At 72.0% G+C, this 21,611-nt stretch carries 18 protein-coding genes and 1 pseudogene; 10 read left to right on the forward strand and 9 right to left on the reverse strand.

Annotated elements, in window-relative coordinates; all coding sequences use genetic code 11:
* Positions 1-29: 29 nt before the first annotated feature.
* The 5 genes from BLW82_RS44430 to BLW82_RS15580 all read right to left on the reverse strand — a co-directional run bounded on the left by BLW82_RS44430 (position 30) and on the right by BLW82_RS15580 (position 4,731).
* Positions 30-743, reverse strand: a complete 714-nt coding sequence (locus BLW82_RS44430) for a hypothetical protein (protein ID WP_093499374.1) — start codon at positions 741-743, stop codon at positions 30-32.
* A gap of 65 nt (positions 744-808) precedes the next feature.
* Complete coding sequence (locus BLW82_RS15565) at positions 809-2,287, reverse strand: GntP family permease (protein WP_093499375.1); 1,479 nt, start codon at positions 2,285-2,287, stop codon at positions 809-811.
* Positions 2,288-2,411: 124 nt separating this feature from the next.
* Entirely contained in the window at positions 2,412-2,822 is a 411-nt protein-coding gene (locus BLW82_RS15570) for a RidA family protein (RefSeq protein WP_093499376.1), read from the reverse strand.
* Positions 2,819-3,586 carry an IclR family transcriptional regulator gene (locus BLW82_RS15575; protein ID WP_093499377.1) on the reverse strand — a complete coding sequence of 256 codons (768 nt, stop codon included), beginning with the start codon at positions 3,584-3,586 and terminating at the stop codon, positions 2,819-2,821. Before BLW82_RS15575 ends, BLW82_RS15570 begins: the two co-directional genes overlap by 4 nt.
* Entirely contained in the window at positions 3,583-4,731 is a 1,149-nt protein-coding gene (locus tag BLW82_RS15580; protein WP_256216210.1) for a sugar kinase, read from the reverse strand. The genes BLW82_RS15575 and BLW82_RS15580 overlap by 4 nt, the downstream gene beginning before the upstream one ends.
* A gap of 194 nt (positions 4,732-4,925) precedes the next feature.
* Here BLW82_RS15580 and BLW82_RS15585 point away from each other — a divergent pair, with 194 nt between their 5' ends.
* Both BLW82_RS15585 and BLW82_RS15590 read left to right on the forward strand, forming a co-directional pair.
* Complete coding sequence (locus BLW82_RS15585) at positions 4,926-6,203, forward strand: amino acid deaminase (RefSeq protein ID WP_256215811.1); 1,278 nt, start codon at positions 4,926-4,928, stop codon at positions 6,201-6,203.
* Positions 6,204-6,211: 8 nt separating this feature from the next.
* A complete protein-coding gene (locus BLW82_RS15590) occupies positions 6,212-7,822 on the forward strand; it encodes an N-acyl-D-amino-acid deacylase family protein (protein WP_093499380.1) in 1,611 nt (536 codons plus the stop codon).
* A gap of 106 nt (positions 7,823-7,928) precedes the next feature.
* Here BLW82_RS15590 and BLW82_RS15595 read toward each other — a convergent pair whose 3' ends face one another.
* Positions 7,929-8,762: a trypsin-like peptidase domain-containing protein gene (locus BLW82_RS15595; RefSeq protein WP_093499381.1), complete on the reverse strand. Its 834-nt coding sequence runs from the start codon at positions 8,760-8,762 to the stop codon at positions 7,929-7,931.
* 262 nt (positions 8,763-9,024) lie between these two features.
* On the opposite strand from BLW82_RS15595, the gene BLW82_RS15600 reads away from it, so the two are divergent.
* From BLW82_RS15600 to BLW82_RS45445, 4 genes and pseudogenes are all read left to right on the forward strand, one after another.
* The gene (locus BLW82_RS15600; RefSeq protein ID WP_093499382.1) at positions 9,025-9,537 is read left to right on the forward strand and encodes a hypothetical protein; all 513 of its coding nucleotides are present in this window, start codon (positions 9,025-9,027) and stop codon (positions 9,535-9,537) included.
* Positions 9,538-9,767: 230 nt separating this feature from the next.
* On the forward strand, positions 9,768-10,979 hold the full coding sequence (locus BLW82_RS15605) for a pyridoxal phosphate-dependent aminotransferase (protein WP_093499383.1): 1,212 nt from the start codon (positions 9,768-9,770) through the stop codon (positions 10,977-10,979).
* Positions 10,980-11,072: 93 nt separating this feature from the next.
* Entirely contained in the window at positions 11,073-11,480 is a 408-nt protein-coding gene (locus tag BLW82_RS15610; protein ID WP_093499384.1) for an SCO4983 family protein, read from the forward strand.
* Between the two features lie 49 nt (positions 11,481-11,529).
* A pseudogene (locus BLW82_RS45445) lies at positions 11,530-11,834 on the forward strand (hypothetical protein); the annotation flags it as partial.
* A 51-nt stretch (positions 11,835-11,885) separates the two neighbouring features.
* Here the strand turns inward: BLW82_RS45445 and BLW82_RS15620 are convergent.
* Positions 11,886-13,856 carry a calcium-binding protein gene (locus tag BLW82_RS15620; RefSeq protein ID WP_256215812.1) on the reverse strand — a complete coding sequence of 657 codons (1,971 nt, stop codon included), beginning with the start codon at positions 13,854-13,856 and terminating at the stop codon, positions 11,886-11,888.
* 341 nt (positions 13,857-14,197) lie between these two features.
* Positions 14,198-16,021 carry a phosphoenolpyruvate carboxykinase (GTP) gene (locus tag BLW82_RS15625; protein WP_093499386.1) on the reverse strand — a complete coding sequence of 608 codons (1,824 nt, stop codon included), beginning with the start codon at positions 16,019-16,021 and terminating at the stop codon, positions 14,198-14,200.
* A gap of 365 nt (positions 16,022-16,386) precedes the next feature.
* On the opposite strand from BLW82_RS15625, the gene BLW82_RS15630 reads away from it, so the two are divergent.
* The 4 genes from BLW82_RS15630 to BLW82_RS15645 all read left to right on the forward strand — a co-directional run bounded on the left by BLW82_RS15630 (position 16,387) and on the right by BLW82_RS15645 (position 20,174).
* Positions 16,387-17,103 (forward strand): PAQR family membrane homeostasis protein TrhA, encoded by a 717-nt coding sequence (locus BLW82_RS15630; RefSeq protein WP_093499387.1) that lies wholly within the window; start codon positions 16,387-16,389, stop codon positions 17,101-17,103.
* A gap of 126 nt (positions 17,104-17,229) precedes the next feature.
* On the forward strand, positions 17,230-18,798 hold the full coding sequence (locus BLW82_RS15635; RefSeq protein WP_093499388.1) for an MFS transporter: 1,569 nt from the start codon (positions 17,230-17,232) through the stop codon (positions 18,796-18,798).
* Between the two features lie 5 nt (positions 18,799-18,803).
* Positions 18,804-19,418, forward strand: a complete 615-nt coding sequence (locus tag BLW82_RS15640; protein WP_093508062.1) for a TetR/AcrR family transcriptional regulator — start codon at positions 18,804-18,806, stop codon at positions 19,416-19,418.
* A 33-nt stretch (positions 19,419-19,451) separates the two neighbouring features.
* Complete coding sequence (locus BLW82_RS15645) at positions 19,452-20,174, forward strand: Mut7-C RNAse domain-containing protein (RefSeq protein WP_093499389.1); 723 nt, start codon at positions 19,452-19,454, stop codon at positions 20,172-20,174.
* 18 nt (positions 20,175-20,192) lie between these two features.
* Here BLW82_RS15645 and BLW82_RS15650 read toward each other — a convergent pair whose 3' ends face one another.
* On the reverse strand, positions 20,193-21,563 hold the full coding sequence (locus BLW82_RS15650; RefSeq protein WP_093499390.1) for a UDP-glucose dehydrogenase family protein: 1,371 nt from the start codon (positions 21,561-21,563) through the stop codon (positions 20,193-20,195).
* Between the last annotated feature and the right edge of the window lie 48 nt (positions 21,564-21,611).

Below are 21,611 nucleotides of genomic sequence, written 5' to 3' on the forward strand. Positions count from 1 at the left end.
CGGAGCGGTTCGATCGGCTACGGAAGGGACTACTCCTGGCCGAGGACCTTGTCCTTGGCCTTGGCCTCGGTCTTGGTCCTGGTCTTGGCCTCGGTCTCGGTCTCGTCGGCGGCCCTGTCCTCGGCCTCCGTCTCGGTCCCCGTCTCGACTTCCGCCCCCGCTTCCGTCTCCGGGGCGTCCTCGTCTTCCGAACCGTCGTCGAAGTACGCGTCGAGGACCTCGTCCAACTGCTGCTCCCACTCGTTGAAGCGGGAGCGGGACGTCGCCTCGATCTCGATGGGGTACCAGCGGCGCTCCGGCGTGTGGACCGTGACCGTGAAGCGCTTGCCGAAGCGCGGCGCCTCGGTCTCGACCGCGCCGATCTCGTCCCAGCGGAACTCGCACTTCTCCTCGTCCAGGCTGAGGCGCACGCCGTGGTGGTCGGCCACTATCCGGGCGCGCCGGTCGGCGGCCTCGAAGACAGGGCCCGAGGGGGTCTCCTCGTCGTCCGCGGCGTCACCGGCGTCGTCGTCCTGCGCGGCCCCGGCATCGGCATCGGCCGCGGGTTCCGCCGCCGCCTCCGCCTGCTCGGTCTTCTCCGGCCGGGCGTCCTCCACCTTCGAGGTCTCCGCCTCCGCGGCCTCCGCCTCCGCCTTCGCGTCCGCGGGCTCCGCGGACGCGGGTGAGGTGAGCCCGGGGATGAAGGCCGGGTCGAATCCGGCGCCCTCCAGGGGCTGGCTGTTGGCTCCTATGCGCTGCTCCACAGCGGGCAGTATGGTCCAAGAACCTGTGCCGGACACAGCCAGCCCCGGACTTCGTTATCAGACGCCTACACGAAGACGCTGAGCACGCCCGCCACCGCGAACCCGGCCACCGACAGCACCGTCTCCAGCACGGTCCAGGTCTTCAGGGTGTCCCGCTCGCTGATGCCGAAGTACTTGGCCACCATCCAGAATCCGCCGTCGTTGACGTGCGAGGCGAAGATGGAGCCGGCCGAGATGGCCATGATCACGAGGGCGACGAAGGCCTGGGAGTGGTGGCCCTCGGTGAGGAGCGGGGCGACGATGCCGGCCGTCGTCACGATCGCCACCGTCGCGGAGCCCTGGGCGACCCGCAGCACCACCGAGATCAGGTACGACAGGACGATCACCGGGAGCCCGACGCCGTGGAAGGTGTCGGAGAGGGCCTGGGCGACGCCGCTCGCCTTCAGTACGGCGCCGAAGATCCCGCCCGCGCCGACCACCAGCAGGATGTTGCCGACCGGCTTGAGGGACGCGGTCGACACGGTCTCCAGGGACTTGCGGGACCAGCCGCGCCGGATGCCGAGCAGGTAGTAGGCGAGGACCAGGGCGATGGTGAGGGCGACCATCGGCGTGCCGAAGAACTCGAGGACCGAGCGGCCGGTGGAGGGGTCGAGGGCGATGGAGGAGAAGGTCGCGGCGAGGATGAGGACGAGGGGCGTGCCGATGATGGCGAGGACCGTGCCCAGCGGCACGGGCTTCTCCTGCGGTGTCACGCCGGCCGCCCGCTGCTCCGCCACCACCGCCTGCCTGGCCTCCTCGGCCGCCTCGACCATGTCCTGCGGTACGGCGACGAAGATCCGCCTGCCGATCCACGCCGAGTACGCCCACGCCGCGAGCACCGCCGGGATGCCGCAGACGACGCCCATGAGGATGACCCAGCCGAGCTGGACGTGCAGCAGCGCGGCGGCGGCCACCGGGCCGGGGTGCGGCGGCAGGAAGGCGTGGGTCATCGAGAGGCCGGCGAGGAGCGGGAGGCAGTACAGCAGGATCGACTTGCCGCCGCGCTTGGCCGCCGCGTAGACGAGGGGGGCCAGGACGAAGATGCCGACGTCGAAGAAGACGGGGATGCCGAAGATCAGGCCGGTCAGGCCCATGGCGAGCGGGGCCCGCCGCTCGCCGAAGAGGCCGAGCAGCCGGCCGGCCAGCACCTCGGCACCGCCGCTGACTTCGAGGATCGCGCCGAGCATCGTGCCGAGGCCGATGATGATCGCGACGTGACCGAGGATGCCGCCCATGCCGGACTCGACGGTGGAGACGGCGTCCGACCGCTGGACGGTGCCGAAGAGTTCGGTGACCGAGAGACCGGCGAGCAGGCCGACGGCTATGGAGACGGCGAGGAGGGCCACGAACGGCTGGAGCCGCGCCCTGATGATGAGGAAGAGGAGCAGGGCGATGCCGATGGCCGCGACGGTGAGGAGTCCGGCGGTGCCGTCGAGGAGGAGGAGCAGGCCTCCGGTGTGGGGTGGGGTCGTGGGGGTGGCGGAGGCGGCGAGCGGTAGGGACATGTGGGGGTCCTCTGCGTGAGTTCATCGGGCTTTCGGGCAGGGGGCATCGCGGCACGGCGGCCCGGGCGGGCGCCGCCGTGCCGTGACGGGCGTGCGGCGTGCGGGAGTCGAGGGGTCGTCGGCCTCAGCCGAGGACGGCGAGGGCGTCGATCTCGATGAGGAGGCCGGCGGGCAGACCGACGTACACGGTCGTGCGGGCGGCGGGCGGCGCGGTGAGGCCCTGCTCCTCGAAGTAGGTGTTGTAGATGCCGTTCATCTCGGCGAAGTGGTCCACGTCCGTCAGATAGACGCGGATCATCATGACGTCGTCCCAGGAGGCGCCGCCCTCCTCCAGGATCGCCTTGACGTTGGCGAGGGTCTGGAGGGTCTGCTCGCGCAGGGTGGGACCGGCCGGGGTCGGCGGCCTGCCCTCCTCGGCGGGCAGGAAGCCGACCTGGCCGGCGACCTGGAGGATGTTGCCCTTGCGGACGCCGTGCGAGAACTTCGCGGGCGGCGTGGTGTGGGTCGTGGGGGTGAGGGCGGTCTTCTCGGTCATCCGGTGCCGGCTTCCTTGATCGGTGTTCTGCCTGAGTACTCGCCGCTGATCGCGTCCGCCGTGCGGCGCACCTGCGGGAGCAGGGTGAGGAGTTCGTCCGCGGTGACGACGACGTTCGGCGCGGAGACCGACATCGCGGCGACGACCCGCCCGTCGGCGCCGCGAATGGGGGCCGCGACGCAGTTGATGGACTCCTCGTGGCCGCCGAGGTCGGTGGCCCAGCCCTGTTCGCGCACCCTGGCCAGTTCCCTGAGGAAGGCCTCCGCGTTGGGCGTCGAACGGGCCGTGTACATGGGGTAGTCGAGCTTGTCGGCGAGGGCCCGCCGCTCGGGCTCGGGCAGGTCGGCGAGGAGCAGCTTGGCGACGGCGGCGACGGTGATGGCGACGGGCTTGCCGATGCGGGAGTACATGCGCACCGGGTAGCGGCTCTCGACCTTGTCGATGTAGAGGACCTCGCCCTCCTCGAACACGGCGAGGTGCACGGTGTGTCCGCAGGCGGTGTTGAGGCGGGCCAGGTGGGGGTGGGCGATCTCGCGGACGTCGAGGTTCTCCATCGCCTCCTGGGCGAGGGCGAAGAGGCGGGCGCCGAGGCGGTAGCGCTGGTCGGACTGGCGGTAGACGAGGCCGTGTTCGTGGAGGGTGCGCAGCAGCCGCAGCGCGGTCGACTTGTGCACGCCGAGGCGGTCGGCGACCTGGCCGAGGTCGGCGGGGCCCTCGGCGAGCAGGGGCAGGATGCTGAGCGCTCGGTCGACGGTCTGGCTCATGGGGTGCGTTCCTCCTGTTCGGCCGCGCCGGCTTCGGTCCAGCCGGGGCCGAGTCGAAGTCTCCCCCACGCGCCGGCGTCCAGGGCGGTCAGGCGGTCGGTGGTGTCGCGGCCGGGGGGCGGGGCGAGGTCGGCGGGGGTGGTGAGGGCGGCGGCGGCGAAGAGGTGGCCGAGCCGGAGCGTCCGCCGGAGCGGGAGGCCGCGCAGGACCCCGGAGAGGAAACCGGCGGCGAAGGCGTCACCGGCGCCGACGGTTGCCACGATGCCGACGGTGGGGGCGGGTTCGAAGGTGCCGGCGGTGGGGGCCGGGACGGGGGTGGGGACGTTTGTCGGCGCCGGCAGGGTGCCTGCCCCGGAGGGGAAACCCCCAGCGGCACCACTGCCCGCGGCCGGCAGGGAGCGGAGGCTGTGGCGCCCCGTCAGGGGCGCGGGGAACCGCGCGGCCGGCCCCGACCGGGCCGCGGCCGGCACGAAAGCCGTCGCCCCCGCTGCTCCCTGCTTCACCACCAGCACCGCCGGCTCGGGCAGCAGTTCCCGGACCGCCGACGGCCCTCCCGTCACCCCCCACGCCAGCTCCGCCTCGTCCTCCCCCACAAAGACGATGTCGGCCCGGCGCGCCAGCTCCAGCAGCACCTCCGCGCCGTCGGACTCGGCCCACAGCCCCGCCCGGTAGTTCACGTCGAACGACACCACCGGCGGCCGTTCCCCGGCGGACGCCGTCAGCTCGCGGAGCAGCCCCCGGCAGCCCTCGGACAGGGCGGCCGTGATCCCCGACAGGTGCAGGACCCGGCCCGCGCGCACCGCCGTCAGGTCCACCGTCGCCGCCGACATCGCGGACGCCGCCGACCCCGCCCGGTAGTACGCGACCTCGTGCGCGTCCGTCGCCCGGTCACCGGCCGTACGGAAGTACACCCCCGTCGGCCGCCCGGGGTCGCGGTCCACGCACGAGACGTCCACGCCGTACGCGGCGACGGTCTCCAGCAGGTGGTCGCCGAACCCGTCCGCGCCGACCCGGCTGACCCAGCGCACGGCGTGTCCGGCGGCGGCCAGCGCGCAGGCCACGTTGGACTCGGCGCCGCCGATCGCGCGGTCGAAGGACGGCACGTCCGCGAGGCGCCCGGGCCGGGTGGGCAGAAACGTGACCATGGACTCGCCGAGCGCGACGACGTCCACGGCGTCGACCGCGCCGGTGGCCTTCACGATGGTCGTGGCTCCTCGTCGTCGGGGAAGGGTCGCTACGGGCTCCATTGACCCGGCGTTGGCGTGGATGTTAGACAGCGGTAAGCGACATGCGCAATGCATGTTGCAGAGAATGCAACCAACCTGATCAGGGAGGCTCCGTGTCCCTCGACACCGGCACCGAAGCGCTCGCCCGGCTCGCGGAGGAACGCGTCGACCACCGCTTCAAGGGCCTCCCGCCGGACGCCGAGGGCCTCACCGTCGGCGAACTGGCCGCCCAGCGCCGCAACCTGTTCTCGGACGGCTTCGCGACCCCGGTGCTGGCCCTGTCCGCCGAGCGCCTGGAGCACAACCTCGCGCTGATGGAGTCGTACACCGAACGGCACGGCCTGGCCTTCGCCCCGCACGGCAAGACCTCGATGGCCCCGCAGCTCTTCCACCGGCAGACCGCGCGCGGCGCATGGGGCATCACCCTCGCGCTGCCGCATCAGGTGCGGGTGGCGCGGGCGTTCGGCACCCGCCGTATCTTCCTGGCGAACGAACTGGTGGACGCCCCGGCGCTCCGCTGGATCGCCGCCGAGCTGGAGCGCGACGCCGACTTCCGGTTCGTCTGCTACGTCGACTCCGTGCGCGGGGTCGAGCTGATGGACGCGGCGCTGCGCGGGTCCGGCCGCCCCGTGGACGTCGTGGTCGAGCTCGCCGCCGGGGAGGGCGCCCGCACCGGCGTCCGTACCGAGACGCAGTGCGCGGCGGTCGCGGACGCGGTGGCCGGGACGGAGACGCTGCGGCTGGTCGGGGTGGCCGGGTACGAGGGCGAGGTCCCGCAGGCCGACCCGGACCGGGTGCGCGCCTATCTGCGCCGGCTGGTCGCCCTCGCCGTCGGCTTCGACGAGGCGGGCCGGTTCGCGGGCCTGGCGGAGATCGTGGTGAGCGCGGGCGGCAGCGCCTGGTTCGACGCGGTCGCGGACGTCTTCGCCGGCATCCCGGAACTGTCCGCCCCCGTACTGAAGTTGCTGCGCTCGGGTGCCTACGTCTCGCACGACGACGGCCGCTACCGGGACGTCACCCCCTTCAACCGGATCCCCGAGGAGGGCAGCCTGGAGCCCGCCTTCCGGCTCTGGGCGCAGATCGTCTCCCGCCCCTCCCCGGAGCAGGCCTTCGCCAACGCGGGCAAGCGGGACGCGGCCTACGACCTCGACCTGCCCGTCGCCCAGGTGATCCGCCGGGCGGCCACCGAGCGCCCGGCGACCGGCGTCTCGGTCACCGGCCTGTCCGACCAGCACGCCTGGCTGCGCACCGAGCCCGGGGCGGACCTGGAGGTCGGGGACTGGGTGGGCCTCGGCCTCTCCCACCCGTGCACGTCGTTCGACAAGTGGCAGCTGATCCCGGTGGCCGAGGCGGACGGGACGGTCGTCGACTACGTCCGCACGTTCTTCTAGGAGGGGCCGTGGAGCAACTCGTCATCCGGGACGCGGAGGTCGTCGACGGCAGCGGGGAACCCTCCTACCGCGCCGACGTGGTGATCGACGGCGGCCGGATCGTGTCGATCGTCAAGGAGGCCGCGGCCGCGGGCTGCCAGCGTCCGCGCGCGGTGCGCGAGCTGGACGCGGAGGGGCTGGTCCTCTCCCCCGGCTTCGTCGACATGCACGCCCACAGCGACCTGGCGCTGCTGCGCGACCCCGACCACAGTGCCAAGGCCGCACAGGGGGTGACCCTGGAGGTGCTGGGCCAGGACGGCCTGTCGTACGCCCCGGTCGACGACCGCACGCTGGCGGAGGTCCGCGGTGCGATCGCCGGCTGGAACGGCCCCGGCGACGACATCGACTTCGACTGGCGGTCGGTCGGCGAGTACCTGGACCGCCTCGACCGGGGCATCGCCGTCAACGCGGCGTACCTCGTCCCCCAGGGCACGGTCCGCGCGCTCGCCGTGGGCTGGGAGGACCGCGCGGCGACCCCGGCCGAACTGGACCACATGCGCCGGCTGGTGGCCGAGGGCATGGCCCAGGGCGCGGTCGGCCTGTCCTCCGGGCTCACCTACACCCCCGGCATGTACGCGCCGGACGCCGAACTGACCGAGCTGTGCCGGGTGGTGGCGGAGTACGGCGGCTACTACTGCCCGCACCACCGCTCGTACGGCGCGGGCGCCCTGGAGGCGTACGCGGAGATGGTGGCCCTGGCCCGGGAAGCCGGCTGCCCGCTCCACCTGGCCCACGCCACCATGAACTTCGGCGTGAACAAGGGCCGGGCCCCCGACCTGCTGGCCCTCCTCGACGAGGCCCTCGCCGCCGGCGCCGACATCACCCTCGACACCTACCCCTACACCCCCGGCAGCACGACCCTCGCGGCGATGCTGCCGAGCTGGGCGAACGAGGGCGGCCCGGCGGCGGCCCTCACCCGTCTGACGGACGACGGGACATCCGAACGCATCCGCCACCACCTGGAGACCGTCGGCTCCGACGGCTGCCACGGCGTCCCCATCGAGTGGGACACCATCGAGATCTCGGGCGTGACCGACCCCGCCCTCACGGCGTTCGTCGGCCGGACGGTCCAGGAGTCGGCGGACGCCCGCGGGGAGTCGCCCTGGACGACGGCCCGCCGCCTCCTGCTCACCGACCGCCTGGGCACCACGATCCTCCAGCACGTCGGCCACGAGGAGAACGTCCGCACGATCATGCGCCACCCGGTCCACACGGGCGGCTCCGACGGCATCCTCCAGGGCACGAAGCCCCACCCCCGCGCCTACGGCACGTTTCCGCACTACCTCGGCCACTACGTGCGGGAGCTGGGCGTCCTCTCCCTGGAGGAGTGCGTCGCCCACCTCACCGCCCGCCCCGCGGCCCGGCTGCGCCTGCCGGACCGCGGACTCGTACGCGAGGGCTACCGGGCCGACCTCGTCCTCTTCGACCCGCGAACGGTGGCGGCGGGCTCGACGTTCGCGGCCCCGCGCCGCCTCCCGACCGGCATCCCGCACGTGCTGATCGACGGCCGTTTCGTGATCGAGGACGGTCGCCGCACGGACGCACTGGCGGGCCGAGCAATCCGGCGCACCCCGCTGTAGCGCCCCTTCAGGGGCGGTGGGGGTGCCCCCGGCCGAAGGCCGGGGGAGGAACTGCGCGACCAGCCCCCACCCGCCCGCACCCCAAAGCGGCGCCCCCGGCGGAGCACTACGGCTTGGGCAGGGTGCAACCACTCGCACTCAGGTTCAGCACGTTCCCCGTCGTGAAGCACGCCGGAATGATGTACGTCTCCTCGGCGTAGTTGATCCCCTGCCGAACCGTCACGTTCCCGTTCGCGTCCACCTCGCACGGGTTGTCGACGGTGCACCGCTCCCCGTCCTCGTTGCCCGTGTTGTTGACGGCGACGACCTGGCCCGTGGTGGTGTCGATCACCGGCGACCCCGACGTGCCGCCGATCGTGTTGCAGGCGGAGGTGTAGCGGACCGAGTCCTTCCAGGTCCAGTCGCCCTCCTTCAGCCGGTACACGAACCCGTCGATGGTGCAGCTGTAGATCGTCTTCCAGTAGCCGGAGACGACCTTGATGGCGGTGCCGGCGACGGGGTGACCGGCGCTGACGGTGAGCGGGCTGATGCCGTAGGAGTTCTTGATCGCCGCGTACGTCGTGGTGGTGCGGTAGATCGTGATGTCGGTGTCGGTCATCGTCGAGTAGACGACCTGGTTGGCGCGGAGCGTGGCGACCTTGCTGCCGGAGGAGTTGAGCAGCCCGAAGGTGCGGCTGGAGGACTGGCCGGTGATGACCTCGCCGGGCTCCGGGAAGCCGGTCTCCAGGCAGTGGCCGTTGGTGAGGACCAGCGCCGGGTCGCTGTCCGCGGAGTTCGGGAAGCGGATGACCGAGCCGGAGCAGTTGCTGAGCGAGACGGTGCCCGCGAAGTTGACGGTCACCGCGGCGGCCTTCGCCGGCTGCGGCACGGCGACCGCCGGAGCCGCGCCGATCCCGGTGATGGCCAGGGAGGCGAGCGCGGCGACGAGAGGCTTGTTCATGTGGGGGTCCCCTCTATACGACGAGGTGACCGGAGATCTTCCGGCCACCCGCTTTTTTGTCATGCACATTCTCACCATTCGGACACACGTGGGCAAGGAGTCGTTTCCGGTCGGCTTGTTGGCGCGATCCCTCGCCGCGGTTGGGACTTTCCGGGACGAACGACGACGAACGGATGCCGATGTCCCCCCAAGGACTTCCGCAGTCCCTCAATGGGATCTGCCGCCACCACCCCTCCCGTGCCCCCAGCCGTGCCGGCCGTCCGTGGGACTCGCCGTCGGCGACGTGGTGGCGGCCGACGGTGACGGTGACGCGCCCGTTCCGCGGGTCACGGTGGCGTCCGGCGAGGCGTGGGGCGCGGCGCCCGCCGACGCGGTGGACCGCACCGACGGCGGCACGGTGGCCGAGGCCGCGGCCGGTGCGGCCGACGCCGACGAGGAGGGGACGGCGGTGTGCGCGCTCTGCCCGGGTGCCGCCACGGCCGACGACTCGCCGGACGTGCGCTTCGTACGGCCGGGTCCGCCCGGCGTCCCGTCGGCCGGCGACGAGGAGGAAGAGGAGAGGCCGACGACGAGCGCGAGCACGGACGCGGCTCCCACCGCTCCCGCCGCGGCCACCACGTACCTGCCGCGCCGGCCACCCGCCCCGCGCGCCTTCCGCCGCCGCTCCGCACGGCCCGGTCCCGGCGCGACGGGCGCGATCCTCGGCAGCTCGCGCGTCTCGTCGTATGCGTTGAGCCAGCCGTGCGCGGCCGCCGGGTCCCGGTACTCCTCATAGGAGGGGGCCGGTTCGCCCTCGGGTCGGTAGACGCGGGGTGCCCCGGGCTGGTCCTCGGCGGGTCTCGGCATGGACGCGGATTGTAGGGAGTTGAGAGGCCTTTGAGACAGCTACCGGCGATAACAGGCCAAATCGCCGGACCGCTCCCCACTCCCGCCTGTCCCCCACACGTGTCTCACGTGGCGGAAACCACGGACCGGTGGGCGTTACCGCCCCGTAAGCTCAACGGCATGCAGGTGATCCAGTCGACCAAGCTCGCCAACGTCTGTTACGAGATCCGGGGTCCGGTTCTCGAGGAGGCGATGCGGCTCGAGGCGGCGGGGCACCGCATCCTCAAGCTCAACACCGGCAACCCGGCCGCCTTCGGCTTCGAGTGCCCGCCGGAGATCCTGGAGGACATCCTCCGCAACGTCTCCTCGGCACACGGCTACGGCGACGCGAAGGGCCTGCTGGCCGCCCGGCGCGCGGTCGTCATGCACAACCAGACCATAGGCATCGAGACCGACGTCGAGCACGTCTTCATCGGCAACGGCGTCTCCGAGCTGATCGTGATGGCGATGCAGGGGCTCCTGGACGACGGGGACGAGGTCCTCGTACCCGCCCCGGACTACCCGCTGTGGACCGCGGCCGTCTCCCTGAGCGGCGGTACGGCCGTGCACTACCGCTGCGACGAGCAGTCGGACTGGATGCCCGACCTCGCCGACGTCGAGCGCAAGGTCACCGACCGCACCAAGGCGATCGTCATCATCAACCCGAACAACCCGACGGGTGCGGTGTACGACGAGGCGATGCTGCGCGGGCTGACCGACATCGCCCGCCGCCACAACCTCCTCGTCTGCTCGGACGAGATCTACGACAAGATCCTCTACGACGGCGCCACGCACACGCCGACCGCCGCCGTCGCCCCGGATCTCCTCACGCTCACCTTCAACGGCATGTCCAAGGCGTACCGGGTGGCCGGATACCGGGTCGGCTGGATGTCCGTCTCCGGGCCCCGGGCGCACGCCGACTCCTACATCGAGGGCCTGACGATCCTCGCGAACATGCGGCTGTGCGCGAACATGCCCGGTCAGCACGGAGTCGTGGCCGCGCTCAGCGGACGCCAGACGATCAACGACCTCGTCCTGCCGGGCGGCCGGCTGAAGGAGCAGGTGGACGTCGCCTACGACCTGCTCACCCAGATCCCGGGCGTGAGCTGTGTCCGCCCCAAGGGCGCGCTGTACCTCTTCCCGCGCCTCGACCCCCAGGTCTTCAAGATCAAGGACGACCGCCAGATGGTCCTCGACCTGCTGCGGCAGGAGAAGATCATGGTCGTCCAGGGCACCGGCTTCAACTGGCCGGAGCCGGACCACTTCCGGGTGGTGACCCTGCCGACGGTCGGGGACCTGCGGGACGCGATCACCCGGATCGGGCGGTTCCTGGACGGCTACGGCCAGCCGTGAGCGGTCACCGGCCCACCGTCCGTGAACCGGGTCAACTTTAGACGGAATCTAAGCTAGGATGGCTTCCTGTCAGAGCACAGGAGGCCATCTCCCATGTACGAACCGATCCGCACCAAGTCGGTCCACAGCACGATGGCCGGCCCCCCTTCCGACTTCCCCCACCGGACGCGCGAGGAGGAGCTGGACATCCAGCTCGCGGGACACCTCGCCGCGCTGCTCGCCGTCACCGACGAACTGCGCGCGCTCACGCCGTCCGGCGACCTCGACGCCGCCGCGACCCGGCTGGCCGAGCAGGTCGCCCGGCTACGGGGCGGACGTACGCCGGTCCGCGCGTCGCTGACGGCGGTCCAGGAGCCGGCCGCGCTCCACGAGCGTGCGCACGCGCTCGCCGGCCGCGCCCTGGTGGTCGCGGCGTCCCGCGCGGACACCGCGGCGGCGATCCTCGCGGCGGAGCGCATGGACGCCCACACGACCGCCACGGAACTCACCTCGGCCGGCTGACCCACCCCCCGCACGGCCCCGGTCCGCGCGCTCCCGCAGCGACGCGCGGACCGGGTTGCCACAACCGCTGACGGCGTTGCCGGACCGCGGCTGGGCCGACGAGTTGCCGGCCCAGGACCCGGAGGGCGTCCATGTGCTGTCGCGGACGGTACGGCAGGACGTCCCGGAGGCGGTCGACAGCTTCTCGTACGGACCCAATGGTGGGCGCGTCCGACGCCCGGGCAGGGACCGCCGGAGCGGCATCTGGAGCGCCGGCCGGCCCTCCTGAAGGAGGCCGGGCAGTTGGCGGCCGGGCTGGGGAACACCGAGGCCAGTCGCCAGGAGACGCACACGCGGTACCCGGAGGACCGGAACAACCGAACCGGCCCCCCGCGTGCGCGCGAGGGGCCGGGCCGGAGCGGGTGCTCAGGGGCAGCTGATGCGGCTGTCCCCCGGGTCGGTGGTGCAGGTGTCGAAGCCGAGGCCGCCGTTGGCCGTGTCGTTGCCCGACACACCGTCGGTGGTGATCACCCGGTCGTTGCCGGCGGACCCGTTCACCGTGTCGTTGCCCGGGCCGCCGTACAGCGTGTCGTTGCCGGGGCCGCCGTCGACGGTGTCGTTGCCGTAGTCGCCGTAGACGGTGTCGGTGCCGCCGTTCCCGTTGAGGGTGTCGTTGCCGCCCAGGCCGCAGATCACGTCGTTGCCGATCGTGCCGTTGAGGGCGTCGGCCCCGCTGGTGCCGATGATCGTGCAGCCCCGGGAGTTGTTGACGGTGCCGGTCGCGGTGGCGGTGTTGTTGCCCGTCGCCGGATCGGTCTGGGTGGCCGTGACCGTGGCCGTGTTCCTGAGCGTGCCGGTGGCGCGGGGTTCGGCGACGACCGTGACCGTGGCGCTCGCGCCCGGGGCGAGGGTGCCGAGGGCGCAGGTGGCGCCGGTCGCGGTGGTGGTGCAGCCGCCCTGGGAGGGCGTGGCCGAGACCGGGGTCGCGCCCGCTCCGGAAAGGGTGTCGGTCAGCGTGACGCCGGTGGCGGCCGCGGTCGAGGCGGTCGCGTTGGTCACGCGGACCGTGTACGTGGCCCGGTCGCCGATGGTGACGGTGGACGGGCCCGTCTTGGTGACGGAGAGGTCCGCGCTGGGCGGCGGGGGTGTGCTGCCTCCGCCGCCCAGGTAGCGGGCGAGCGCGAAGTCGTTGTCCGGTCCGCCCTGCCCGGCGGCGACGATCCGGCCGTCGGACTGGATGGCCACGCCGTGGGCGGCGTCGCTGCCGCCGAAGCTCGTGACCACCCGGCCGCCGCTGCCGAAGCCGCTGTCCAGGCCGCCGTCGGTGTTGTAGCGCAGCACGTTGAAGCCGCCCGGGCCGCTGCCGGAGACGACGATCCGCCCGTCGCTCTGCAGCTTCATGTCCTCGGCGCCACCGCCGGGGGTGACGACCAGGCCGTTGCCGTCGAAGCTCGGGTCCAGCGTGCCGTTGGTGTTGTAGCGGGCCAGTGCGGTCCGGCCGCCGCTCGAACCGGCCGCGACGATCCTGCCGTCGGGCTGGACCGCGAGCGCCTCCGCGGAGTCGTAGTCACCGAAGTCGGTGCGCTGGATGCCGCGGGTGCCGAACCCGGTGTCGAGGCTGCCGTCGGTGTTGTAGCGGACGAGCACGAAGTCGAAGCGGGTCGTCCCGACCTCGCCCGCGACCACGATCTTGCCGTCGGGCTGTACGGCCAGGGCCCGCAGGTCGCCGCCCTCCTGGAGGGACCCGCCCAGAGCGGTGGTCACCTTGCCGTCGCCGCCGAAGGTGGGGTCCAGGGAGCCGTCGGCGTTGTAGCGGGCCACCGCGGCCTGGCCGCCCACATAGCCCGCGGCGACGATCTTGCCGCCGGGCAGCGCCACCACGTCCGTGGCCTCCTCGGGGACGCCGAAGTCGGTGAAGACCCGGCCGTCTCCGTTGCCGAAACTCGTGTCCAGCGAGCCGTCGCTCGCCTTGTACCGGACCAGCGTGAACCAGCAGCAGTTCTCGGGGCCTCGCCAGCTGCTGCCCGCCACCACGATGTTGCCGTCGTCGGGCTGCAGGGCCACGGCGTGCGCCTCGCTCAACTGGAGGCCCTCGTTCGACGGCAGGTTGTTGACGGCGGTGGTCACCCTGCCGTCGCCGCCGAAGGTGGGGTCCAGGGTGCCGTCGGCGTTGTGCCGGGTCAGCGCGAAGTCACTCTCGGCGCCGGAGCTGTCGAAGGAGGTGCCGACGGAGACGATCCTGCCGTCGGACTGCACCGCCACGTCGGCGGCGGAGTCGTTGCCGCCGAAGTCGGTGAGGACCGTGCCGTCGCCGGCGAAGGCGGGGTCCAGGTCGCCGGGGGCGGCGACCGCGGTGCCGGGCAGGGCCAGGACGAGCGCCAGGAGGGTGGCCGCCACGGTTCCGGCTCGGACCGTGAGTGATCGAACACGAGGTGTGAACGATCGAACGTGAGGTGTGAGCATGGGCGACAGCGTTCCGACGCGGGCCCACAAGTCGGCTCGCCACGAGCCGTGTTGCGCTCACCGGCCGCAGGGAATCCACCCGCGCGGGTGAGGCCCGCACAGGCGAGGGCCTGTCGCCGCCGGGCTCCCGTCGGGGCGGACGGGAGCAGGTGGCGACAGGCCCGGGAGCCGTGCACGCCGTTGTGCGCGGCCTCGCCGTTTCACACCGCGGCCGGTCGTGACGATCGCTGGTCAGGGCACATCCAAACCGGCCGCGGAGTCTTTCGGAGGGGGAGTTATCCCAGCCGCTCCACCAGCGCCCGGTACTCCGCCCACAGCTCCTTCGGCGTGTGCTCACCGAAGGTGTCGAGGTGGTCGGGGACGAGCGCCGCCTCCTCCCGCCAGACCTCCTTGTCGACGGTCAGCAGGAAGTCGAGGTCGCTGTCGTCGAGGTCGAGCCCGTCGGTGTCGAGGGCGTCCCGCGTCGGCAGCACGCCGATCGGCGTCTCCACGCCGTCCGCCTTGCCGTCCAGCCGCTCCACGATCCACTTCAGGACACGGGAGTTCTCGCCGAAGCCGGGCCAGACGAACTTGCCCTCGTCGTTCTTGCGGAACCAGTTGACGTAGTAGATCTTCGGCAGCTTGGCCTGGTCCTTGTCCTTGGCCACGTCGATCCAGTGGGCCATGTAGTCGCCCATGTTGTAGCCGCAGAACGGCAGCATCGCGAACGGGTCGCGGCGCAGCTCGCCGACCTTGCCCTCGGCGGCGGCGGTCTTCTCGGAGGCCACGTTGGCACCCAGGAAGACGCCGTGGTTCCAGTCGAAGGACTCGGTCACCAGCGGGACGGCGGTGGCGCGGCGGCCGCCGAAGAGGATCGCCGAGATCGGCACGCCCTTGGGGTCCTCCCACTCCGGCGCGATGATCGGGCACTGGGCGGCGGGGACGGTGAAGCGGGCGTTGGGGTGGGCGGCCGGGGTCTCGGAGCCCGGCGTCCAGTCGTTGCCCTTCCAGTCCGTGAGGTGGGCCGGAAGCTCCTCCGTCATGCCCTCCCACCAGACGTCGTCGTCGTCCGTGAGCGCGACGTTGGTGAAGACCGCGTTGCCCCACAGCGTCTTCATCGCGTTGGCGTTGGTGTGCTCACCGGTGCCGGGCGCGACGCCGAAGAAGCCGGCCTCGGGGTTGATCGCGTAGAGGCGGCCGTCGGCGCCGAACCGCATCCAGGCGATGTCGTCGCCGATCGTCTCGACGGTCCAGCCGGAGACGGTGGGCTCCAGCATGGCGAGGTTCGTCTTGCCGCAGGCGCTCGGGAAGGCCGCGGCGACGTACTTGGACTCGCCCTGCGGGGGCGTGAGCTTGAGGATCAGCATGTGCTCGGCGAGCCAGCCCTCGTCGCGCGCCATGACGGAGGCGATGCGCAGGGCGTAGCACTTCTTGCCGAGCAGGGCGTTGCCGCCGTAGCCGGAGCCGTAGGACCAGATCTCGCGGGACTCGGGGAAGTGCGAGATGTACTTGGTCTGGTTGCACGGCCAGGGGACGTCGGCCTCGCCCTCCGCGAGGGGCGCGCCGAGGGTGTGGACGGCCTTGACGAAGAAGCCGTCGTCGCCGAGCTCGTCGAGGACGGCCTGGCCCATGCGCGTCATCGTGCGCATCGAGGCGGCGACGTACGCCGAGTCCGTGATCTCCACGCCGAGGGCGGACAGCGGCGAGCCGAGGGGACCCATGCAGAACGGGACGACGTACATCGTCCGGCCCTTCATCGAGCCGCGGAACAGGCCCTTCTCGCCACTGAAGATCTCCCGCATCTCCGCGGGGGCCTTCCAGTGGTTGGTCGGGCCGGCGTCCTGCTCCCGCTCGGAGCAGATGAACGTGCGGTCCTCGACCCGGGCGACGTCGGTCGGGTCGGAGGCCGCGTAGTAGGAGTGGGGGCGCTTGATCGGGTCGAGCTTCTTGAAGGTGCCCTTCGCCACGAGCTCCTCGCACAGTCGCTCGTACTCGGCCTCGGATCCGTCACACCAGACCACGCTGTCCGGTTGCGTCAGTTCGGCGATCTCGTTGACCCACGAGACCAGTTCCTGATGTTTGGTGGGGATGACGGGGGGAGCCGCGATGTCGCGCGCCACGATTGCTCCTAAATGAGGGATTTTTGATCTTTTGGCCCGGCTTTCAGGCCTTGCTTGCCCCGTGGGGGCTGCGACCCGGATGCTTCGTAGCCGCTCATCCGGTGCCGACCGCACTCATTTGATCCTCCGACTGGATCTCCCATCTGTCCAGAGGGAGTCACAGATGAGCGACGTGAGGAAGGCCACGGTTTCTGGGTCCACCTGCGTTTCTTTGCGTCCACATTGAGTTCGCCTCAAGGTCTTTTTGCTCACCGATGCGAGCCGACGCGAGCGCAACCGGGACTCCGTGAGACGATGGCCACTCTCGGCCGGTGATGGAGCGGGACTGATCCGTAACTTACGGTTCCGTAGGTACGATGCCCCTCATGACTGCGTCCGCCCCCGACGCGCCCTCGGAACCGCCGGCCGCCGGCCGCGGTCCCGCAGCGCTCTCGTCCCTGTCGCAACAGGTCAAGCCCAAACTGCGCGGCTGGCTGCACCTGGGCATGTTCCCGGCCGTACTCGTAGCGGGCCTCGTCCTCACCGCCCTCGCCGACTCACCGCGCGGCCGCATCGCCTGCGGGATCTTCGCCCTGACGGCGTGCCTGCTGTTCGGCGTGAGCGCGCTCTACCACCGGGGCAACTGGAGTCCGCGCATGGACGGCGTGCTGCGCAGACTCGACCACGCCAACATCTTCCTGATCATCGCGGGCACCTACACCCCGCTGACCCTGCTGCTCCTGCCCGCCGCCAAGGGCCAGTGGCTGCTGTGGGGCATCTGGGCCGCGGCGGCCGCGGGCATCGCCTTCCGGGTCTTCTGGGTCGGCGCCCCGCGCTGGCTGTACACGCCCTGCTACATAGCGATGGGCTGGGCGGCGGTCTTCTACCTGCCCGACTTCATGCGCACCGGCGGTATCGCCGTCCTGGTCCTGGTGATCGTAGGCGGCCTGCTCTACAGCGCGGGCGGCGTGATCTACGGCATCAAGCGCCCGAACCCGTCACCGCGGTACTTCGGCTTCCACGAGGTGTTCCACTCCTTCACGCTGGCCGCGTTCGTCGTGCACTACGTCGGCATCTCCCTGGTGGCCTACCAGCACGCATAGCTCCACCGCCGCTTCTCCAGGCGGCCACGGCTCCCGAGCCGTGGCCGCCTTTTTCATGCCCTCCCGCACATGACGACATCAGCTCGCCATTGACAGTTACTAGATTTTGAAAGCTACTATCATTTCATGGCTACTGTCACTCGTCCCGAAGAGACGCATCAGAACCCCCGCCGGTGGTGGGCCCTCGGTGCCCTGGTCGCGAGCATGCTGGTGCTCGGCTTCGACACGACGATCCTCAACGTGGCGCTCCCGACGATGGCCGGGGAGCTCGGCGCCACCACCAGCCAGCAGCAGTGGATGGCGGACGCGTACGTCATCGTCTTCGCGTCGCTGATGCTCCCCGCCGGACTCCTCGGCGACCGCTTCGGCCGCCGCCGGATGCTGGTCGTGGGCCTCCTGATCTTCCTGGCCGGGTCGGTGATGGGCTCGCTGGCCGGAGACGTGCACTGGGTGATCGCCGCCCGCGCCTCGATGGGCGTCGGCGCCGCGCTGGTGATGCCGCTCGCGATGTCCGTGCTGCCCTCGCTGTTCGGGCCGTCCGAGCGCACCCGGGCCGTCGGGATCGTCTCGGCCGCCTCGGCGCTCGGCCTGCCGCTCGGCCCGATCATCGGCGGCTTCCTGCTCAACCACTTCTGGTGGGGCTCGGTCTTCCTGATCAACGTGCCGATGGCCGCCATCGGCGTCGCCGCCTGCGTCCTCCTGCTGCCCGAGACCAGCGACCCCGCCTCCCCCACGGTCGACGTCCTCTCCACCGCGCTCACCGCGATCGGCCTCGGCGCCCTGGTCTACGCGATCATCGAGGCCCCCGACCGCGGCATGGGCGACCCGCTGGTCCTCGCCCTGTTCGCGGTCGCCGTCGTCCTGGTCACCGCCCTGGTGCTGCGCGAGCGCCGGGCCCAGCGCCCGATGCTCGACATGGAACTCCTCACCCACCGCGGCTTCCTGCTCAACACCCTCGCCGCGACCCTGGTGATGTTCGTGCTGTCCGGCCTGATGTTCGTACTGCCGCCCTACCTCCAGGCCGTCCTCGGCAACGACGCCTTCGGCACCGGCCTGCGGCTGCTGCCCATGATGGGCGGCCTCATCGTCGCCGCTCGGGCCGCCCAGCCGGTCGTCGCCCGCTTCGGCGCCCGCGCCGTGGTCGCCGCGGGCCTGGTCGTCCTCGCCTTCGCCGCCCTGCTCGGCAGCCGCACCTCGGTCAGCGACGGCTACGGCTTCACCGCGCTGTGGCTCTCCGTCGCCGGCCTCGGCTTCGGCTTCTCCGTGGTCCCCTCCATGGACGGCGCCCTCGGCGCCCTGCCCGCGAACCGGGCCGGCAGCGGCTCCGGGCTGCTGATGACGACGCGCCAGGTCGGCGGCGCGATCGGCATCGCCCTGCTCGGCAGCCTGCTGGCCAGTACCCTCCGTGACCGCCTCGACGTCACCGGCCTGCCCGCCCCGCTCGGCCACACCGCGGGCGAGTCGGTGGTCGCCGCCCACCTGGTCGCCGAGAAGACCGGCTCCGCCCGCCTCGTCGCCTCCGCCGACGCCTCCTACGTGCACGGCATGGGCCTCGTCCTGCTGGTGTGCGGCATCGCCGCGCTCGCCACCGCCCTGCTGGCCGCCGCGCTCCTGCCCAACACCCCCACCCAGCGCCGTACCGAAGGAGACGAGTCCCCGGCCGTGGCCGCCGCCACCGCCGATGCCGGACAATGACCGGCATGACGGCACCGCACACCTCCCCCCAGCCCGGCCTCCGCGAACGGAAGAAGATCAAGACCCGCGAGGCCATCCGTGCGGCCACGTACGCGCTGGTCGAGGTGCAGGGCTGGGACGCCACGACGATCGAGCAGATCGCCGACCGTGCCGAGGTGTCGCCGTCGACGGTCTTCCGGTACTTCCCGACCAAGGAGGACATCGTCCTCACGGACGAGTACGACTTGCTGATCATGGAAGAGCTCCGGTCGCGGCCCGCCGACGAGCCGTGGCCGACGTCCCTCCGCTATGTGATGCACCGGGCGATCCGGCTGGGCGTCAAGGACGATCCGGTGGTCTCCCGGCTGCGCACCCGGCTGATGGTCGAGGTCCCCTCGGTGCGCTCCCGGATGATGGAGAGCATGTCGTCCACCGGGCGCCTGCTCTGCCAGGCCATCGGGGAGCGCACCGGCCGTGACCCCGACAGCCTGGAGGTCCGGGTCTACGCGATGTCCTTCGTCGGCGGGCTGATGGAGGTATCGATGTACTGGGCGGAGAACGCGCACGAGGGCGACTTCGAGGCCCTCGTCGACCGCGCCCTGGACGTCATCGAGTACGGCCTGCCCCCGGAAAACCGCTGAGGTCACGGCCGCCACCCGTGCCATCCTGACCAGGTGAACGCTTCCCAGATCCAGGTCGAAGTCGCCCCCGAGCTGGCCCTGTTCGTCCCGCACGCCCGCCGCGTCGGCGTCCACCCCCTCGCCGTCGACGGCGTCTCGACCCTCGGCCACGTCATCGAGTCCCTGGGCGTCCCCCTGACGGAGGTGGGCGCCCTGGTGGTGGACGGCCGGGAGGTCCCCGTGGCGCACGTCCCGGCGCACGGCGAGCGGGTGGCCGTACGCCCGGTCGCCCGCCCGCAGCGCGTCCCCGGCGCCCCGCTCCGCTTCCTCCTCGACGTCCACCTCGGCACCCTCGCCCGCCGCCTCCGCCTGCTCGGCGTGGACGCGGCGTACGAGTCGACGGACATCGGCGACCCGGCCCTCGCCGCCCGCTCGGCGGCCGAGAAGCGCGTCCTGCTCAGCCGCGACCGGGGCCTGCTGCGCCGCCGTGAACTCTGGGCGGGCGGGTACGTCTACAGCACCGGCCCCGACGACCAGCTCCGCGACGTCCTCGACCGGTTCGCCCCCGACATGCGCCCCTGGACCCGCTGCACCGCCTGCAACGGCCTGCTGCGGGAGGCCACGAAGGACGAGGTGGCGGACCAGCTGAAGGGCGGGACACAGAAGTCGTACGACGTCTTCGCGCAGTGCGCGGAGTGCGGGCGCGCGTACTGGAAGGGCGCGCACCACCAGCAGCTGGAGGCCATCGTGGCGCGCGCCCTCGCCGAGTTCGCCTGACCTTCCGCCGGCTGAGGGTCAGTTGCGGCCCAGCGCCCGGTACTCCCAGCCGGCCGCGCGCCACTGGGCGGGGTCGAGGGCGTGCCGGCCGTCCACGACCCGGCGCCGGTTCACCACCGCGCCCATGACCTCCGGGTCGATCTCCCGAAACTGCGTCCACTCGGTGAGCAGGACCACGACGTCGGCGCCGGTCGCGGCCTGCAGCGCGTCGGTCCCGTACGCCAGCTCGGGGTGGACGCGGCGGGCGTTGTCCATCGCCACCGGGTCGTAGACCGTCACGTGGGCGCCGGCCCGGTGCAGCCCGGCGGCGACGTCCAGCGCGGGGGCGTCGCGGATGTCGTCGGAGTTGGGCTTGAAGGCCGCCCCGAGCGCGGCCACCTTCGTCCCGGCGAGATCGCCGCCGGCCAGCTCGCGGACCAGGTCCACGGTACGGGCCCGGCGGCGCTGGTTGATCGCGTCCACCTCGCGCAGGAAGGCGACCGCCTGGGCGACGTCCAGTTCCTCGGCGCGGTGGATGAACGCCCTGATGTCCTTGGGCAGGCAGCCGCCGCCGAAGCCCAGACCGGGCTTCAGGAACCGGCCGCCGATCCGGTCGTCGTAGGCCAGCGCCTCGGCCAGCCGGTGCACGTCGGCGCCGGTGGCCTCGCAGACCTCCGCCATGGCGTTGATGTACGAGATCTTCGTGGCCAGGAAGGAGTTGGCGGCGACCTTGACCAGTTCGGCGGTCGGCAGGTCGGCGACCACCACCGGGGTGCCCTGCGCGATGACCGGGGCGAACGCGGCGCGCAGTTGCTGCTCCGCCCACGCGGACTCGGTGCCGAACACCAGCCGGTCCGGGTGCAGGGTGTCCTCCACCGCGAAGCCCTCCCGCAGGAACTCCGGGTTCCAGGCCAGCTCCACGGCGTCCCCGGCCGGGGCGGTGGTACGGACCAGCTCGGCGAGGCGGGCCGCGGTGCCCACCGGCACCGTCGACTTCCCGACCACCAGGGCCCGGCGGTTCAGGTGCCGGGCCAGCTCGGTCACCGCGCCTTCGACGTAGCGCAGGTCGGCGGCGTAGGAGCCGGGCTGCTGCGGGGTGCCCACGCAGACGAAGTGGATGTCGCCGAACTCGGCGGCCTCCGCGAGGCTGGTCGTGAAGTGCAGCCTGCCTGACTCCTGGGCCTTGACCAGGAGTTCGGGCAGTCCTGGCTCGAAGAAGGGCACCTGCCCGGCTCTCAGCAGCTCGATCTTGCCGGGGTCGACGTCGACGCCGAGGACCTCGTAGCCGAGCGCCGCCATGCACACGGCGTGCGTGGCGCCCAGGTAGCCGGTGCCGATGACCGTGAGACGGGGGGCGTCGGCGCCGACGGTGGATCCGGTGCCGTAGGTGGCGGCGGGCAGGGTGTCCATGATGCCTCCGAGGGGGTTTCCGGGCTGGAAGCGCGCATGCCGAGGACG

Source organism: Streptomyces sp. Ag109_O5-10 (assembly GCF_900105755.1).
GTDB lineage: Bacteria > Actinomycetota > Actinomycetes > Streptomycetales > Streptomycetaceae > Streptomyces.

Excerpts from the sequence above, each read along its gene's own strand:
- BLW82_RS15640 (WP_093508062.1), top strand. The coding sequence starts at position 18,804 with ATGACGGCACCGCACACCTCCCCCCAGCCCGGCCTCCGCGAACGGAAG.
- BLW82_RS15595 (WP_093499381.1), bottom strand. The coding sequence starts at position 8,762 with ATGAACAAGCCTCTCGTCGCCGCGCTCGCCTCCCTGGCCATCACCGGG.
- BLW82_RS15565 (WP_093499375.1), bottom strand. The coding sequence starts at position 2,287 with ATGTCCCTACCGCTCGCCGCCTCCGCCACCCCCACGACCCCACCCCAC.
- BLW82_RS15635 (WP_093499388.1), top strand. The coding sequence starts at position 17,230 with ATGGCTACTGTCACTCGTCCCGAAGAGACGCATCAGAACCCCCGCCGG.
- BLW82_RS15605 (WP_093499383.1), top strand. The coding sequence starts at position 9,768 with ATGCAGGTGATCCAGTCGACCAAGCTCGCCAACGTCTGTTACGAGATC.
- BLW82_RS15610 (WP_093499384.1), top strand. The coding sequence starts at position 11,073 with ATGTACGAACCGATCCGCACCAAGTCGGTCCACAGCACGATGGCCGGC.
- BLW82_RS15580 (WP_256216210.1), bottom strand. The coding sequence starts at position 4,731 with ATGGTCACGTTTCTGCCCACCCGGCCCGGGCGCCTCGCGGACGTGCCG.
- BLW82_RS15570 (WP_093499376.1), bottom strand. The coding sequence starts at position 2,822 with ATGACCGAGAAGACCGCCCTCACCCCCACGACCCACACCACGCCGCCC.
- BLW82_RS15630 (WP_093499387.1), top strand. The coding sequence starts at position 16,387 with ATGACTGCGTCCGCCCCCGACGCGCCCTCGGAACCGCCGGCCGCCGGC.
- BLW82_RS15575 (WP_093499377.1), bottom strand. The coding sequence starts at position 3,586 with ATGAGCCAGACCGTCGACCGAGCGCTCAGCATCCTGCCCCTGCTCGCC.
- BLW82_RS15650 (WP_093499390.1), bottom strand. The coding sequence starts at position 21,563 with ATGGACACCCTGCCCGCCGCCACCTACGGCACCGGATCCACCGTCGGC.